Annotated in this window: 13 protein-coding genes; 4 read left to right on the top strand and 9 right to left on the bottom strand. The window is 28.0% G+C overall.

The features are described from left to right. The first annotated feature begins 1 nt into the window (after position 1). On the top strand, positions 2-1,522 hold the full coding sequence (locus CARM_RS04815) for an inorganic phosphate transporter (RefSeq protein ID WP_139425520.1): 1,521 nt from the start codon (positions 2-4) through the stop codon (positions 1,520-1,522). Here CARM_RS04815 and mnmH read toward each other — a convergent pair. From mnmH to CARM_RS04770, 9 genes are all read right to left on the bottom strand, one after another. Further along, entirely contained in the window at positions 1,517-2,500 is a 984-nt protein-coding gene (mnmH, locus tag CARM_RS04810) for a tRNA 2-selenouridine(34) synthase MnmH (protein WP_139425518.1), read from the bottom strand. The genes CARM_RS04815 and mnmH overlap by 6 nt on opposite strands. After that, a complete protein-coding gene (locus tag CARM_RS04805; protein ID WP_139425516.1) occupies positions 2,493-2,981 on the bottom strand; it encodes an HIT family protein in 489 nt (162 codons plus the stop codon). The genes mnmH and CARM_RS04805 overlap by 8 nt, the downstream gene beginning before the upstream one ends. Continuing rightward, positions 2,981-3,586 (bottom strand): beta/alpha barrel domain-containing protein, encoded by a 606-nt coding sequence (locus tag CARM_RS04800; protein WP_139425514.1) that lies wholly within the window; start codon positions 3,584-3,586, stop codon positions 2,981-2,983. Before CARM_RS04800 ends, CARM_RS04805 begins: the two co-directional genes overlap by 1 nt. Continuing rightward, positions 3,571-4,806 (bottom strand): tetratricopeptide repeat protein, encoded by a 1,236-nt coding sequence (locus CARM_RS04795; RefSeq protein WP_139425512.1) that lies wholly within the window; start codon positions 4,804-4,806, stop codon positions 3,571-3,573. The genes CARM_RS04800 and CARM_RS04795 overlap by 16 nt, the downstream gene beginning before the upstream one ends. Next, entirely contained in the window at positions 4,782-5,153 is a 372-nt protein-coding gene (locus CARM_RS04790; RefSeq protein ID WP_139425511.1) for a YkgJ family cysteine cluster protein, read from the bottom strand. Before CARM_RS04790 ends, CARM_RS04795 begins: the two co-directional genes overlap by 25 nt. Further along, positions 5,140-5,835 carry a tRNA1(Val) (adenine(37)-N6)-methyltransferase gene (locus CARM_RS04785; protein ID WP_139425508.1) on the bottom strand — a complete coding sequence of 232 codons (696 nt, stop codon included), beginning with the start codon at positions 5,833-5,835 and terminating at the stop codon, positions 5,140-5,142. Before CARM_RS04785 ends, CARM_RS04790 begins: the two co-directional genes overlap by 14 nt. After that, entirely contained in the window at positions 5,829-6,773 is a 945-nt protein-coding gene (locus tag CARM_RS04780) for an NAD(P)-binding domain-containing protein (RefSeq protein WP_139425506.1), read from the bottom strand. Before CARM_RS04780 ends, CARM_RS04785 begins: the two co-directional genes overlap by 7 nt. 89 nt (positions 6,774-6,862) lie before the next feature. Next, on the bottom strand, positions 6,863-10,375 hold the full coding sequence (locus tag CARM_RS04775) for an acyl-[ACP]--phospholipid O-acyltransferase (RefSeq protein WP_412842186.1): 3,513 nt from the start codon (positions 10,373-10,375) through the stop codon (positions 6,863-6,865). 70 nt (positions 10,376-10,445) lie between these two features. Further along, entirely contained in the window at positions 10,446-11,054 is a 609-nt protein-coding gene (locus CARM_RS04770) for an NAD(P)H-dependent oxidoreductase (protein WP_139425502.1), read from the bottom strand. Between the two features lie 125 nt (positions 11,055-11,179). On the opposite strand from CARM_RS04770, the gene CARM_RS04765 reads away from it, so the two are divergent. Genes CARM_RS04765 through CARM_RS04755 form a run of 3 tightly spaced genes read left to right on the top strand, consistent with a single transcriptional unit; the run spans position 11,180 to position 15,583 of the window. Continuing rightward, on the top strand, positions 11,180-12,313 hold the full coding sequence (locus CARM_RS04765) for an efflux RND transporter periplasmic adaptor subunit (protein WP_139425500.1): 1,134 nt from the start codon (positions 11,180-11,182) through the stop codon (positions 12,311-12,313). After that, positions 12,310-14,241 carry an ABC transporter permease gene (locus CARM_RS04760; RefSeq protein WP_139425499.1) on the top strand — a complete coding sequence of 644 codons (1,932 nt, stop codon included), beginning with the start codon at positions 12,310-12,312 and terminating at the stop codon, positions 14,239-14,241. Before CARM_RS04765 ends, CARM_RS04760 begins: the two co-directional genes overlap by 4 nt. Position 14,242: 1 nt before the next feature. Next, entirely contained in the window at positions 14,243-15,583 is a 1,341-nt protein-coding gene (locus CARM_RS04755; RefSeq protein ID WP_139425498.1) for a TolC family protein, read from the top strand.

Here is a 15,583-nt window from a genome sequence, read left to right as displayed (position 1 = left end):
CTTGAGCAAAGACAATGCTATTGCATTTTTTATTTTTATCGTGAGTGTTTTGTGCTTTTTTGTATGGGGTTATAATTATATCCCTAACAATTCCATGATTTTATTTATCCTTGCTAGTGTGTTTGGGATATTTATGGCTTTTAATGTTGGTGGTAATGATGTTGCAAATTCATTTGGCACTAGTGTAGGTGCGAAAACAGTTACTATTAAACAAGCTTTGATTATTGCTGCTGTGTTTGAGTTAAGTGGTGCTGTATTTGCAGGGGGTGAAGTAACTAATACTATAAGAAGTGGCATAGTGGTTTTACCTGATGGTGTTAATCCTATGGTGTTTGTATGTGTAATGCTTTCAGCATTATTAAGTTCAGGAATTTGGCTTTTTGTAGCTACCAAGAAAGGACTCCCGGTATCAACTACTCATAGTATTATAGGAGGTATTGTTGGTTCAAGTATTGCCATGGGGTTTGTATTTTTTAATCAAGAACAAGCTCTTAGCATGGTAAATTGGAATGGTATTTATAAAATAGCTATGAGTTGGGTGATTTCACCTTTACTTGGTGGGCTTGTAGCATATTTGATTTATGCCTATATTTATAAAAAAATTTTAAAACCTTCAGAAGAAATTTCACTTGCTGTAAAAGAAATCAAAAAAGAAAAAAAGACCTTTAAGGAAGAGTATTTTTTAAATTTAAAAAATAAAAGTCAAGAAGAACAAATCAAAGAACTTAGTGCTATAGTTTTAGATGATGAGGAAAATGAAAGTCAATATAAACTAAAAATTAAAGAGTTAAAAGAAAAGGAAAAAAATATAGATGTCTTTTCTAAAATGAAATTCCATGTTCCTTTAATTGCGGGTGTTGCAGCTTTGATTATAGCTTCTATGTTTTTATTTAAAGGCTTGAATAAAGTTTCTACTTTAGATGTAATGCAAAATTTATGGATAGTTTCTATTATTTCAATTTTTGCATATGTAGTGACTTTGGCAGTAGTAAGGCTTATGAAAAAAACTCAAGTTAATAAAACTATAGAAAAGATTTTTTCATGGTTTCAAATTTTTACCGCCTCAAGCTTTGCCTTTTCACATGGAGCTAATGATATAGCCAATGCTCTTGGACCATTTGCTGCTATTTTAGATGTGCTTAAAAATAACACTATCAATCCTAGCTCTCCAGTGCCATTTGCTGTAATGCTTATGTTTGGTATAGCTTTAGTTATAGGGCTTTGGTTTTTAGGTAAAGAAGTGATTCAAACGGTGGGTTCAAAATTAGCTGAAATTAAACCAACTACGGGTTTTAGTGCTGAACTTGGTGCGAGTATTGTGATACTTTTAGCAACTCAACTTGGAATTCCAGTTAGTTCAACACATATTTTAATTGGAGCAATTTTGGGTATAGGGGTTTTTAATAAAAATGCTAAATGGAGTATGATGAAGCCTATTGGGCTTGCATGGGTCATTACTTTACCAGTGGCAGGAATTCTTTCAAGTATTATTTTTATGATATTTGTAAATATAATCTTATGAGTTTAAACTCATAAGATGTTTTTTAGCTTCATCTAAATTAGAACTATTGATAAAATAATCAATTTTTGTAGGTTTTTTATACACTCTATCATAATACTCAAAAAGCATTTTTATGCAAATTTTTAAGTTGTTATTTTCAAAATTTTTACAAAGTTTTTCTTTGAATTCTTTACTAATATAAGGACTGATTTTTTCTACACATTCAAGAAAAATTTCTTTTTTCATTGGAGTATAGTTTTTTAAAACTCTTTGGATACGAAAATTTATATCACATTCGCACCAAATTTTTTTTGCATTTTGCATAGCTTGGTATAAATTTAATGGCAAGGTTAAATTTCCAATTTGCCTACTTTCAGCTTCTATAAAACAAGTCTTATAAGGATAGTATTTTAAAAAATAAAACAATTCATCTTCGAAAGCTTTTTGACTAGGTTGTTCTCCATAAATTTTACCAAAACTTGATCCTTGATGGTTAGCTAATTTTTCAAGATTTAAAGCATTGTCTAATAAATTTAATAAATCACTTTTACCGCTTGCGGTATTGCCACAAAGACATAAAAATTCAATATTCAATTTCTTTTGGAAAAATGCACTTACATAGCTTCTATAAGCTTTATAACCACCTTCTAATCTTACAATCCTATAACCAAGTTCTGCTAAAATTAGAGCAATGGCTTTAGATCTTTTTCCGCCTCTTGCACAATAAATTCCAACCAAGGAACCTATCTTGTAATTTTGAAAAAGTTCATTGATGTGATAGCTCATATTTTTGCAGATATAACTAGCACCTTTTGCTTTAGCCAAACCTTTGCTTTTTTTATAAAGAGCTCCTATTTCTTCAAATTCTTCATTATTTAAAGCGTAATAATTTTTAGCATTTTTAATGTGAGCAAAGTTATATTCTCTAGGGCTTCTTGCATCAATTAATAAATCAAAATTATAATTTAAAAAATTTTCAAAATCAACTTCTTTATACATATTCTTTAAATGCTTTACATAAAATTGTATAAATTTTTTTTAAATCACTCCCGCAAACTCTAGTTTGTCCTATGGTTGTGATGAAATTAGTATCACCTTGCCATCTTGGGATTAGATGATAATGACAATGTGGTGCTATACCAGCTCCTGCTGCGGCACCTAAGTTCATACCTATATTAACCCCTTTGGCATAAAATTCTTGTTTTAAAATTTTAACACCAATTCTTACATAATAGCTCATTTGTATCCAAGTATTTTCTTCTAAATCTTCTATATTTTCTAAATGCTTGTAAGGGATAATCATAAAATGTCCAGGGCTATAAGGATACTTATTCATAACACCAAAGCATTCTTTGGCTCTAAAAATCACTCCAAGTTCCTCATCTTGATTTAAATGATGTGTGCAATGACAAAAAGGGCAAAAATTTTTATCTTTATTGTTAAAATAAACATCTCTCCAGGGTGCATATAAATATTCCATCAACCATCCTTTATACAAGCATGTAGATTTTTAATATTTTTGCTTATAAGGGCTTTGTTTTTTGGTATCAAAGGTAAAAGTTTTTCATCATTAACTAAAAAAATTCTAGCGCCAGCTAAAATAGCATTATTTAAATCTTTTTTATTTTCTATATAAAATATGGCTTCTAAACCAAGATGAATAGCGAAATTATAAAGCTTTTTTAATTGTAAAATTTTTAACATTTTAGGAAATATAATAAAAGCATCAGCACCATAAACCAAACTTTCTAAAATTTGATATTCATCAAATATAAAATCAAATTGTATAATGGGTTTTTCATGATGATAACGCCTAAAAAAACTTATATTTTGTATATCTTGTTTTTCTAAAGGACTAGTTGGTATGATAATTCCATCAAAATCATTTTGTTTTAAATTTAAATTGTTGGTGTATAAAAAAGTAGAAAGTTTTTGCTCTAATAAAAGTGTATAAATGTCTTTGGGATAAAAAGCATTTGCTGCTAAGCTTCTACCTAACATTTCGTAAGAAAAATTAGTTTTTTTTGTTTGCAGTATTGTTTGTGTTTTTAAAAAATAATCCTTTAGATTTATTTTTTCAAACATTTTTTTATAGCCTTTAAATGATCTTTGCTTTCTTGTGAATTTGAAAATTCTTTATCATGTAAGGTTTTTTGTAAAATTTCATAAGCTTTTTTACAATCATTTAGTTTGTAATACCCCCAAGCTAGCGAATCAAGATAATAGAGATTTTCAGGTTCTTGCTCTAAAGCCCATTCTACTAGCTCTATACCTTTTTTAATATCTATATCATATTCAATTAAAGTATAACCATAATAGTTTTGATATAAAGCATCACTGCGTATATCTACACTATCTTCAAATTTTTTTAAAATAGAAGCTAATTTTGTAAGATCGTTTATTTTTTTACTTTTAGGATCCATATATATTTCAGATTCCAAAACTCCAGCCATAGAAAGATATTTTTTATCTTTGCTAAGTTCATAATGCTTTAAAGCTATTTCATAAGCTTTTTTATAATCTTTTGTTTGTGTGTATAAAAAAATTTTAGTATCAGGATCTATGTTGTATTTTTGGGTTAAATTTAGAGCTTGAGTATAGTCTTTATCTTGAACTAAAAGTTCTATGATAGCATAAATATATTTAATGTCATTATTAATCTTATATAGTTTTTTAAGAATTTGAATGCTCGATTTATTATCTTTTTGCTCTTGATAAATTTTTAAAAGTATGGTGCATGTTTTAAGACCACATTGTGAGCTTTTTACAAATTCTTCTAAAATTTTTTTTGCTTGATTGATATTTTTATTTTTGATATTTATTTCAGCTATTTTAAGCAATAAACTTTCGTGTTCAAAAAGTTTGTAAGCAAGATTGTATTGCTCTAGTGCTTTGCTAAATAAAGCTTTTTTTGCAAAAATATCACCTAGTATCTCATAATTTTTATAATCTTGTTCTTCTTTTATAAGTTTATAAAGTATAGTTTCGGCTTGTTGGTAATCTCCTATTTCAAAAAAATACAAAGCATTTAACCTAGCAATAACTGCTTGATTTAGGAAATCTTTAGATGCTTTTAAAAGTTTTTCTTTTTGTTTTAAATTATTGCTCAAAGCTAAAAATAAAGCTTTTTGCAAATAAATACTTTCGTTGTTGTCTATAAATAAATTTGTATAAATATCACAAGCTTCTTGAAATTGTCCATACTCTTCATAAATAAGTGCTTTTAAGATTTTATCTTCGCCTTTTGCAAAAACAAAACTAGTTAAAATAAAAGTGATAATTAGTGAAAACAAACCCCTATACATTCTTTTTGTAGCTCCTCTTTGTGTGTTTTAAAATATTCCCAAAATGGAAAAGTTTTGCATTGCTTTGGTCTGTATTGGTAAATTAAACATTTTTTATACATTGTATCAAAAAAAATACAACGATAGCCATCTTCGTATTTTGCTTCTTTAAAACTATACTTAAATCCAACTTTGATGAGGTATTGTTTTTGAAATTCTTCAAAACTCAAATTTAAAAAATTTGCTATTTTATAAAGCTCATCTTGATTAGCAAATATATAGCCACTTTCTCCAGTGCAACATTTTCCTTGACATCTTTGGCAAGCACTTTCATCGAAAGTGTAATCATAATCTTTATTGTAAATCATAACTAATTGTTCCAGTTGTTTTATAAATTTCTTCTATAACTTGGCTTAAATTATCATTTTCATACATAAATAGTGGTGGTAAAATTTCAATAGGACTTTTACTATTTTTTCTAGCTTCTAATAATATTAACCTTGCTGATTTAGCATTATTAGAGTGGATAAATTGCAATTTAGTAAGTTTTATTTTATATTGCATAAAATAAGCACAAATTGCATCTAAAAATTCAGCCTCATAGCATATATAAATTTTTCCATTTGGTTTGATTATGGAATTTATTTTAGCTATCATTTTTTCAAGTGGCATAAATTCTTGATATCTTGAAATGTTCATATGTAAATTATCTGTTTTTTGGGTATTTTGCTTATAAAATGGAGGGTTAGAAACTAAATAATCAAATTTAATATCACTTTCAAAGTGCAAAAAATCTTGACAAATAGCTTGGATATCTAAGCTATTTTCTATAGAATTTTTATAAGTTAAATCAATATTTTGTTGTTGTATATCAAGCATAAAGACTTTAGAATTTGGAAATTTTTGTTTTATTAATAAGCCTAAAATTCCACAACCACAACCTATATCTAAAACATTTCCTTGCAAATTTTGTTTGGATAAAAAATCAAAAAGTAAAAGACTATCATTGTTGTAACGATAGCCTTTTGGATATTGAAAGAGTTTTAGCATTTATAAAGATGATTACAGATTTTAAACGCATCATTTAAACCTACAACGATAGAAGCACCATTTTTACTAGCTATGTCTCCAGCTACAAACAAACCTTTAACATTGCTTTCTTTATTTTCATCAAAACTTGGAACGCCTTTGTCATCTACTTGTATAGAGCATTTTTGTAAAAAATCAAGTGGAGTTGAACCACCTATAGCATAAATAATACGATCATAAATTTCACTAGAATTATCAGTAAAATTAACTTTAGCTTTGCCACTTTCATCTTCAATACTTATAATGTCTATGCCAAGTTTTGCTTTAATAACACCTTCGTTAAATGCTTTTTGCAAATCTTCAAGATTGATATCATTTAATCTTGAAAAAGTTTCTCTTCTATAACAAAGTGTAACATCGTTATTTTTAGCTAGATCTATTGCATATTCTGCAGCTGAATTTCCTCCGCCAACTACTAAAATTTTTTCATTTTGGCTAGTAGAATTAGCGTTAAAATTTATGATTTTAGTTAAAGTCATAGGTAGAGCATAGCTTGGCTTGTTTGGTTTGCCCATTCTGCCTATAGCAACTACAGCGTTTTTGCAAATATAGTTTTCATTTGCAGTGCTAACGATAAAATTTTCACCATCTTGTTTGATACTTTCAACTTCGCTTGAAAATTTAATTTCAAGATTATGTTCTTTAATTGTATTTTCAAAAGTCTCTATGGTGCTTTCTCTGGTTCCATCGTTAAAATCTATATGACCATGATTTGTGCTATCACAACCTTTATAAGCTTTATCAACCCTTTTGCCTTCTTTATAGAATTTAACTAAAGTTTGACAAATTGCATCAGCTTTTTCTAATATAATTACTTCTTTATTTTTTATTTTTGCTTCTACTCCAGCTGCGATACCAGCAGGTCCAGCACCAATAACTACCATATCAAAAATTTTCATTATTTCCCTTTTTAATATTTTTAGCATATAATGTATCAAAAAAATAATAATAAATATCAAATATGCTATATTTATTATAAAATATACTTTTAATTTTCTTGTAAAATCTTTGCCAAATCTTTAGCGCCTTTTAAATCTACTTTACCTGAGCCTAAAAGTGGAATTTGATCTACTTTGAAATATTTACTTGGTTTAAAAATGGCAGGCATATTAGAATTTTTAATCGCTTCAACAATACCTTCAAAATCTTGATCTTGACATTCTATCAATAAACAAACCATTTCACCTTTTTTTTCATCTTCTAAGGCTACAGCGCAAAATTTTACTACTTCGGTATTAATAAATTTAGCAATTTCTTCTTCTAAAGCTCCAAGTGAAATCATCTCTCCACCAATTTTTGCAAAACGAGAATAACGATCTACTATATATAAAAATCCATCTTCATCAACATGGCCTTTATCACCGGTATTATACCAGCGTATGCCATCGATTTCTTTGATGACTTCATTAGTTTTTTCTTTATTGTTTAAATATCCTACCATGACTTGATGTCCGCCAATGAGTATCAAACCATCTTCTCCATGATTTAAACTTTCATAGGTAGATGGATCGACTATGCGTATAGCACTTCCTGGTAAAGGCATGCCAACACTCCCTTCTTTATTAGCACGGTGTAATACCCAATAATCAGGATCAAATTTATTTGGCAAATTTACACTTGCAACCGGAGTAGTTTCAGTAGCCCCGTAGCCTTCAAAGATAGGTTTTTTAAATTTCATTTCAAAGGCAGTTCTTACCTCGCTTTTGAGTTTTTCAGCACCTGAGACGATGATTCTTAAGCTTTCAAACATAATTGCATCAAGTTTTTTATTTCTTGCATAAATACCTAGAAAAGTTGAGGTTCCGCACATAATGCTTACATTGTTTTTTACTATAGCCTTTGCGATACCTAGCGCATCAGTTGGATCAGCATATGTTACACTCTTAATACCTTCTAATAAAGGCAAAAAAGTAGTTACGGTTAAACCAAAAGCATGAAAAGGTGGTAAGGAAGATAAAACAACATCTTCATTTTTTGCACATAATACATCTGAAATTTGAGCTATATTGCTTAAAATATTGCGATTATTTAGCATCACTCCTTTTGGAGTTCCTTCGCTACCACTGCTAAATAAAATAGCAGCTATGGCGAGATTTTGTTTATTTGGTGCAAATAATGCTTTTATTAAGCAAGTAGGTAAGATGCTTACTAAAGTAAGTGTAGAAAAAATTTTAAGTTTTTGTTTTTTAAAACTTGTAATAACATCTTCCATAAAAATAAGCCTAACATGAGCTTCAAACTCTAATTTTATACCTTTGTTTTCAAGTTTTTCCATAAATTTTCTAGAAGTATAAATTTGTTGAATTTGAGAACTTTGAACGGCTTGATTAATTGCCTTTGCTCCTGCTGTGAAATTTAAATTAACCACGATTTTATTCGCAAGTAATACACTTAAATTACAAAGTGAGCTAGCCATAGAAGCAGGGAGTAAAATTCCTATACATTCTTCTTTTGGAGCATAGCTTCCTTGAGTATGCTGTATATTCAACTCATTTGATCTATTTTTTATAAAAGAGCTAAAAACTAAACTTAATGCAAGCATTTTTCTATAAGTAATACCGCCTATTAAAGGATCAACAATAGCAATTTGACTTAAATTTCTTTTAGCACTATCTATCCAAGATCTAGCTATAGTATGCATACTTTCACATTGAGATTTCCAAGCAATAAATGAAAGCTCAAAAACTTTAGCCTTAACCACTTCTTTTTTAGAGTGTATCGGTAAGCTTTTTCCAAAAGCAATGGCGATTTTTCTTTTGCTTATTTTACGATTTCTTGCTGAAAACTCTTCATCACTTCTTGAAAAAGCACTTCCCCAAAGTCCTCTAATATAAAAAGGTAAAATCACTCCATCTTGAGCTTCTAGTTTTGAACAAACTAGCTCAAATCCACCTTTAAATTCATTTAGTTGTCCATGGCGTGAAAGCACACCTTCTGGAAAAAGACAAACTAAATTTCCATTTTTAATATGCATGGCAATAAGCTCTAAACTCGATTTACTAGAAGCACTAGAAACAGGAATAACTCCAAATTTATCAAGAAAAAATTTAATATACCATTTAGAATAAATACTTTTTTCCATGACAAAATAGATTTTTCTTGGTATAGCCATTTGCACAATAGCCCAGTCTATAAAAGAAATGTGATTGCCTAGTAGTAATGCCCCACCTTTTTCGGGTATATTTTCAAAACCTTCTACCAGTAAACGATAACGCTGAAAAAAAGCTATACTCATTAATAAACGCACTAAAGAAAAAGGCAGTTTGCTAAGCACATAAATACTTCCAAAAAATGCTACTGCTATGATAAAATAAAATAAATTAATTACTTCAATTTTTGCATAAGCACCAAAAGTGGCTAGTGCTAAAAAGCCTAACATAAAAATATTTTGTATGAAATTATTTCCTGCTAAAACTTTTCCTAACTCATTTTCTTTAGCATGAAATTGTATGAGAGAATTTAAAGGTATGATAAAGAATGCTCCACTTAAACCAAAAATGAAAAATACTACACTATAACTTGATAAGTTTTCTAAAAATGGTATTAAAATACTCATTAGAAAAATCCCTAAAGCACCTAGTGGTATAAGACCCAACTCTATATAGTTTTTAGAAAATTTACCTGCAATAATTGAACCTATGATTACTCCTATACCAGAAAAAGCTAAAGAACATTGCACATAAAAGGTATTTTCTACAAAAAGATCGTTTTTTGCATATACAGGAAAACTTACTAAATAAAGTTGTGATATAGCCCAAAAAAATGAAATTCCAACTATACAAAGCCAAATGATTTTATGAGAAAAAATAGTTTTTAAATTAGAAGCTAAGAGTTTTCCTTGAAAATATTGTTTTTTATCAAAGTTTAAGTTTTTATTTTCTTCTTTTAAATTTGGAAGTTTATAAGCTAAAAAAAGTTCTAATAACGCAAAAATAATCAAGATAAAACCTAAAGGTGCAATTTGTTTTAAAATATCTGAAGGAGTGCTAAAATTTGTATCAAAAAGCATTTCAAAACTTAGAGAAAATACAGCCATACCTGCTAAGATAGCAACTATGCTTACTGCATTTACTGCTCCATTCCCCATAGCTAAAAGCTCTTTTCCTACTAATTCTTTTATAAAACCATATTTTGCAGGTGAATATAAGGCAGATTGTATTCCCATGACAAAAGTCATAATAAAAGCAAGCCAAAAAGCTCCAAGATAATAACATAAACAAATAATACAAGTTAAAATTACTGAAAATAATGCAGATATTTTCATAATTTTATCTTTAGGAAATTTATCCGCTAAAAATCCAGAAGGTGAAAGTATAAGGATAAAAGGCAAAAGCATTAGGGCGTTGATTATAGCAGTTAATAAAAGTTGGGTACTATCTTCATAAAATTTATAAATAGTATTTTGTATGATGATTTTATGTCCTAAATCTACAAAAGCATTGATAAAAGCTACTGTTAAAAAAGGCAATACACCAAAAATCTTTAAAAAATTTCCTCGCATTAAAAACTCCATTTTATTTTTAAAATAATTATTTTATTATATAAAAATTAAATGAAGTTTTGATATTTGATTAATCTTTAAATTCTACTATGTCTTCAAAAGCAAAACGAGCTTTTTCTGTGCTAGAATTTTCTTGAGCGTATCCTAAAGTAATGAGTATAGATACTCTTTGTTTAGTTGTATCTAAATTTAAGTATTGATTGATTTTTTCTTTATCAAATCCACCGATAATACATGAGCCTAAATTCAAACTATAGGCAGCATTAATGATATTTGTTATAGCTATATAACTTTGCTCTTTTGCATAAATAAAACTTTGTTCTAAATTCATTCTATCAATAAATGGCTTATAAACTTGTAAGCGTTTATTTAGCTCTTCTTGATTTAAACCTCGTTTTTTTAGTTTTTCTTCAAAATAATCTTTAAAATCAGCTCTTGAAACTACAACAATAACAGCGGCGCAATTTGCAACATGAGCTTGATTATTAGCTATTTTGGCGATTTCTTGTTTATGCTTATCTTTTTGAAAAACTAAAAATTTCCAAGGTTCAAGTCCTAAGGAGCTAGGAGATAATCTAGCACATTCTAAGATATATTTTAAATTTTCTCTAGAAATTTTTTCTTTGGTGTATGAGCGTATTGAAGATCGATTTTGCATTAAATTTAAATAATCTTGCATAATTTTTCCTTTTTGATTTATCTTATATTTTATAAGCTTTAAAAAAAATTAAAGTTATTTTTTTTGATACAATTTTATTTTTACTTCACACAAATGTTTTATTATATGGTTTTTAAAGGATAAAAATGAAAAAAATAATTTATTTAATTATATTTTTGATTATATTTATTGCTGGAGTGTATTTTTTCTTTTTTGCTAAAAAAGAAGAGTATAATTATCTAACTTATGAAGTTAAAAAACAAGATATTACTCAAAGTATAGAAGCAATTGGTGAAGTTTATGCAAAAACTCAAGTAGATGTTGGGGCACAAGTTAGTGGGCAAATCACTAAGCTTTATGTAAAATTAGGCGATCGTGTTAATGAAGGTGATTTGATTGCACAAATTGACAAAGATAAACAGCAAAATGATTTAGATATTACCAAAGCACAGCTTGAAAGTGCAAAAGCAAATTTAGAAAGCAAAAAAATAGCCCTTGATATAGCCACTAAGCAATATCAAAGAGAACAAAAACTTTATACTAAAAAAGCTACTTCTTTAGAAAATCTTGAAAATTTAAAAAATACCTTTTATGCTCTAAAGGCCAATGTGGCTGATTTAAAAGCACAAACCACTCAACTTGAGATTTCTTTAAAAAATGCTCAAAAAGATTTAGCTTATACTACAATAACTGCTCCTAGTAAAGGCGAGATTATTAATGTAGCTGTTGAAGAAGGGCAAACTGTGAATGCAAATCAAAATACACCGAGTATTGTGCGTTTAGCTGATTTAAGTGAGATGGAAATTCGTATGCAAATAGCAGAAGCTGATATAAATAAAATTAGTATAGGAAAAAAAGTTAAATTTAGTATTTTAAATGAACCTGATAAAAAATATGAAGCAGTTATTTCTAGCATAGATCCAGCAAATACTACCATAAGTGATGCAACAAGCAATACTAATTTAAATTCAAACTCTAATTCAAGTTCTAGTGCTGTGTATTATTATGCAAGAGTTTTTGTGAAAAATGATAATAATTTTTTACGCATTGGTATGAGTACTGAAAATGAAATAGCAATTAAAACAGAAAATAATACTTTAGTTATACCAACTTTAGCCATAAAAAGCGATACTAATGGTTATTATGTGGAAATTTTAAAAGAAAATAGCATAAATGTAAAAATACCTATAAAATTGGGTATCAAAGATAGTTTAAATACTCAAATTTTAGAGGGTTTAAAAGAAGGTGATTTGGTTATCATAGGTAAAAATAAAAAATGATACGCTTAGAAAACATACAAAAAAAGATTAATAATACAATTATTTTAGAAAATGTTAATCTTTATATTCAAAAGGGAGAATTCGTAGCAATCATTGGTCAATCAGGTAGTGGAAAAACTTCTCTTTTAAATATTATAGGAACCCTAGATGATCCAAGTAGTGGAAAATATTTTTTAGATCAATATGAAGTTACGAATTTAAGCAAAGATGAAAAAGCAAGAATAAGAAGAGAAAAAATCGGTTTTATTTTTCAAAGATACAATCTACTTAGTCTTTTAAATGCTAAAGATAATGTAGCCTTACCTGCAGTTTATGCAGGTAAAAATAAACAAGAAAGATCACAAAAAGCCAAAGAATTGCTTTCTTTTTTAGAACTTGATCATAAAGAATTATCTAAGCCAAATGAATTAAGTGGCGGACAACAACAAAGAGTTTCTATAGCAAGAGCTTTAATGAATGGTGGTGAGCTTATCTTGGCAGATGAACCAACAGGTGCGCTTGATTCTAAAAGTGGTAAGATAGTATTAGAAATACTTAATAAGTTGAACGAACAAGGACATACCATAGTTTTGGTAACTCATGATAGAGAAATTGCAGCCAAAGCTAAAAGAGTTATAGAAATCAAAGATGGTAAGATTATTAGTGATAATGGTATAAAAAAAGCAGAAGATTTTAAGATTAAATTAATGTCAAAAGAAAAAAAAAGTTTTAATTTGCTTAAAAATCAGCTTTTTGAAAGCTTTAAGATGTCTATAGCTGCTATTGTAGCACATAAACTTCGCTCTTTACTTACTATGCTTGGTATTATCATAGGTATAGCTTCGGTAGTTTGTGTAGTTGCTTTAGGTCTTGGAGCTCAGCAAAATATACTTGCTTCTATTAGTTCTATTGGGACTAATACTATAGAGGTTGTTTCAGGACGAGGTTTGGGAGATATTAGATCAGGTAGAACAAGACTTAATTTAAGTGATCTAAAAACTTTAAGTTCTTTGCCTTATTTAGAAGCAGTGGAAGCAGATGTAGGTAAAGTAGGGGTGGTTACTTATAAGAATAATTCTTTGCAAGCTAGAATTCATGGAGTAGGGCCAAATCATTTAAGGCTTAGAGGTTTTGTGATGGTAGATGGTAGATTTATTAACAATGAAGATATTAAAGATAATTCTAATATTTGCATAGTTGATGAAAATGCTTTGCGAATTTTGTTTGATAATATTAATCCAAAATATATTTTAGGCAAAAGTATAATTTTTAACAAGCAACCTTTAACCATAGTTGGAGTTTTAAAGAAAGAAAGAGATAATAAAGGTTTTAGGCCAGATGAAAATACAATCAAAATTTATACTCCTTATTCTACTTTGATGAATAAAATTACAGGTGATAAGCAAATAAGAGCTATAGTAACTAAAGTAAAAGATGAGGTAAATCCAGCTTTGGCCGAAGAGGCGATGATAAAAATTTTAGAAATCAAACGCGGTAAAAAAGATTTTTTTACTATTAATTCAGATGCAATTAAAAATGCCATCGAAGAAAATACAGCTACTTTAACCTTGTTAATTTCTTCCATTGCTATTGTTTCTTTGATAGTAGGTGGTATTGGTGTGATGAATATTATGTTAGTTTCAGTGAGTGAGCGAACAAGAGAAATTGGCGTGAGAATGGCTATAGGAGCTAGGAAAGAAGATATTTTGATGCAATTTTTAATTGAAGCTGTGTTAATTTGTTCTTTGGCTGCTATTTTTGGAGTAATGCTTTCTTTTGTGATTATTGAAGTATTTAATTCTTTAAATATTGGATTTACTATGATACTTTCTATAAATTCAGTATTGTTAGGACTTTTAAGTTCGGTTTTAATTGGAATTGTTTTTGGGTTTTTCCCAGCTAAAAATGCAGCAAATTTAAATCCAATTAGTGCTTTATCAAAGGAATAAAATGAGAATATTTTTACTATGTTTTGTAGTCTTTTTTTTAAATGCTTGTATGGGTGTTAAATTAGAACAAGTATCTCAAAAGCAAGTTAAAGAAGAATATTTTAAAGAATTTAATGCAAGTGAGGCTTGGTGGGAAAAATATAATAATCAAGATTTAAATAATATCTTAAAAGCAATAATTAATAACAATAAAGACTTAAATATAGCAAGAGTTAATTTTTTAAGTACTTTGGCAAGATATAAACTTTTAAAATTAGATCTTTATCCTACTTTAAGTGGAAATTTAGGTGCAAATATAAGAAAAAATTTAAACAATGGTTTAGAATCACATAATTTTTCAAATGGTATTACTTTAAATTATGAGCTTGATATATATGGTAAAATTTCAGATCAAATTGCAAGTTCTGAATTTTTAGCAAAAGCAAGTGAATACGAATTGCGTTCATTGGAACTTGATACTATTAATTTAGCTATAAATAGTATTTTTGAACTTATTTATTTTAATGATGTGGATTTGTTGTTAAATAATCATCTTAAAAATCTTGAACAAATGTTAGAAATTTACACTACTAAATTTGATTATGGTAAGATTGAGTATATTGATCTTTTAAATATCAAGAAATCTTTATTAAATACTAAACAAAATATCATTACAAATTTGCAAAATAAAGAATTAACTTTAAAAAATTTAAAAGACTTATTGGGCGAAGAAGATAAGAGTTTAATTGATGAGATATTAAATTATACTCTCAAAGATTTTTCATTACAAAAAATAAATTTTGACATAGAATTAACAATGCTTGCGTATAGACCACTAATACAAGCGAAATTAAATCAACTTATGGCTTCTTATAAAGATTATACAAGTATGCAAAAAAGTATTTTACCTAGTATAAAAATATTAGGAAATTTAGATGGAAGCAATAAAAATATAGATGAGAGTTTTAAATTTTTAATCTTAGGTGGGAATATTGCTATTGATTTGCCATTTTTGGACTTTTATAGAGTAAGACAAAATGTAAAAATTTCTGAATTAGCTTACCAAACGCGTTTAATTGAATATAAAGATGCATTACAAAAAGCAATTCATGAGTTTAAACTTTGCTATGAAAATGATAGGTATTATAATGATTTATTGCTTTTGGTAAAGGATATTAATATTAATCAAGCAAAAATTACACAGCTTTATTATGAAAAATATGAATTAGGGCGTAATGAGCTAAAAGATTATCTTGATGCTGATGCTTTATTGATAAATTCATTGCAAGAAATAAGCAGGATTAGGTTATCGTTATTAAAAAATATAAATTTATACCATAATATTGTTTTAATTTCAGAGTAA

It is taken from the genome of Campylobacter armoricus (assembly GCF_013372105.1).
Lineage (GTDB): Bacteria > Campylobacterota > Campylobacteria > Campylobacterales > Campylobacteraceae > Campylobacter_D > Campylobacter_D armoricus.
The sequence above is the reverse complement of the archived record's forward strand: the minus strand, read 5'-3'. Positions and strand labels throughout refer to the sequence as shown.

What these genes read in the sequence shown, in the direction of transcription:
- mnmH (WP_139425518.1), bottom strand. Translation starts at nt 2,500, where the DNA reads ATGTATAAAGAAGTTGATTTTGAAAATTTTTTAAATTATAATTTTGAT.
- CARM_RS04805 (WP_139425516.1), bottom strand. Translation starts at nt 2,981, where the DNA reads ATGGAATATTTATATGCACCCTGGAGAGATGTTTATTTTAACAATAAA.
- CARM_RS04800 (WP_139425514.1), bottom strand. Translation starts at nt 3,586, where the DNA reads ATGTTTGAAAAAATAAATCTAAAGGATTATTTTTTAAAAACACAAACA.
- CARM_RS04795 (WP_139425512.1), bottom strand. Translation starts at nt 4,806, where the DNA reads ATGTATAGGGGTTTGTTTTCACTAATTATCACTTTTATTTTAACTAGT.
- CARM_RS04790 (WP_139425511.1), bottom strand. Translation starts at nt 5,153, where the DNA reads ATGATTTACAATAAAGATTATGATTACACTTTCGATGAAAGTGCTTGC.
- CARM_RS04785 (WP_139425508.1), bottom strand. Translation starts at nt 5,835, where the DNA reads ATGCTAAAACTCTTTCAATATCCAAAAGGCTATCGTTACAACAATGAT.
- CARM_RS04780 (WP_139425506.1), bottom strand. Translation starts at nt 6,773, where the DNA reads ATGAAAATTTTTGATATGGTAGTTATTGGTGCTGGACCTGCTGGTATC.
- CARM_RS04775 (WP_412842186.1), bottom strand. Translation starts at nt 10,375, where the DNA reads ATGCGAGGAAATTTTTTAAAGATTTTTGGTGTATTGCCTTTTTTAACA.
- CARM_RS04770 (WP_139425502.1), bottom strand. Translation starts at nt 11,054, where the DNA reads ATGCAAGATTATTTAAATTTAATGCAAAATCGATCTTCAATACGCTCA.
- CARM_RS04765 (WP_139425500.1), top strand. Translation starts at nt 11,180, where the DNA reads ATGAAAAAAATAATTTATTTAATTATATTTTTGATTATATTTATTGCT.
- CARM_RS04760 (WP_139425499.1), top strand. Translation starts at nt 12,310, where the DNA reads ATGATACGCTTAGAAAACATACAAAAAAAGATTAATAATACAATTATT.
- CARM_RS04755 (WP_139425498.1), top strand. Translation starts at nt 14,243, where the DNA reads ATGAGAATATTTTTACTATGTTTTGTAGTCTTTTTTTTAAATGCTTGT.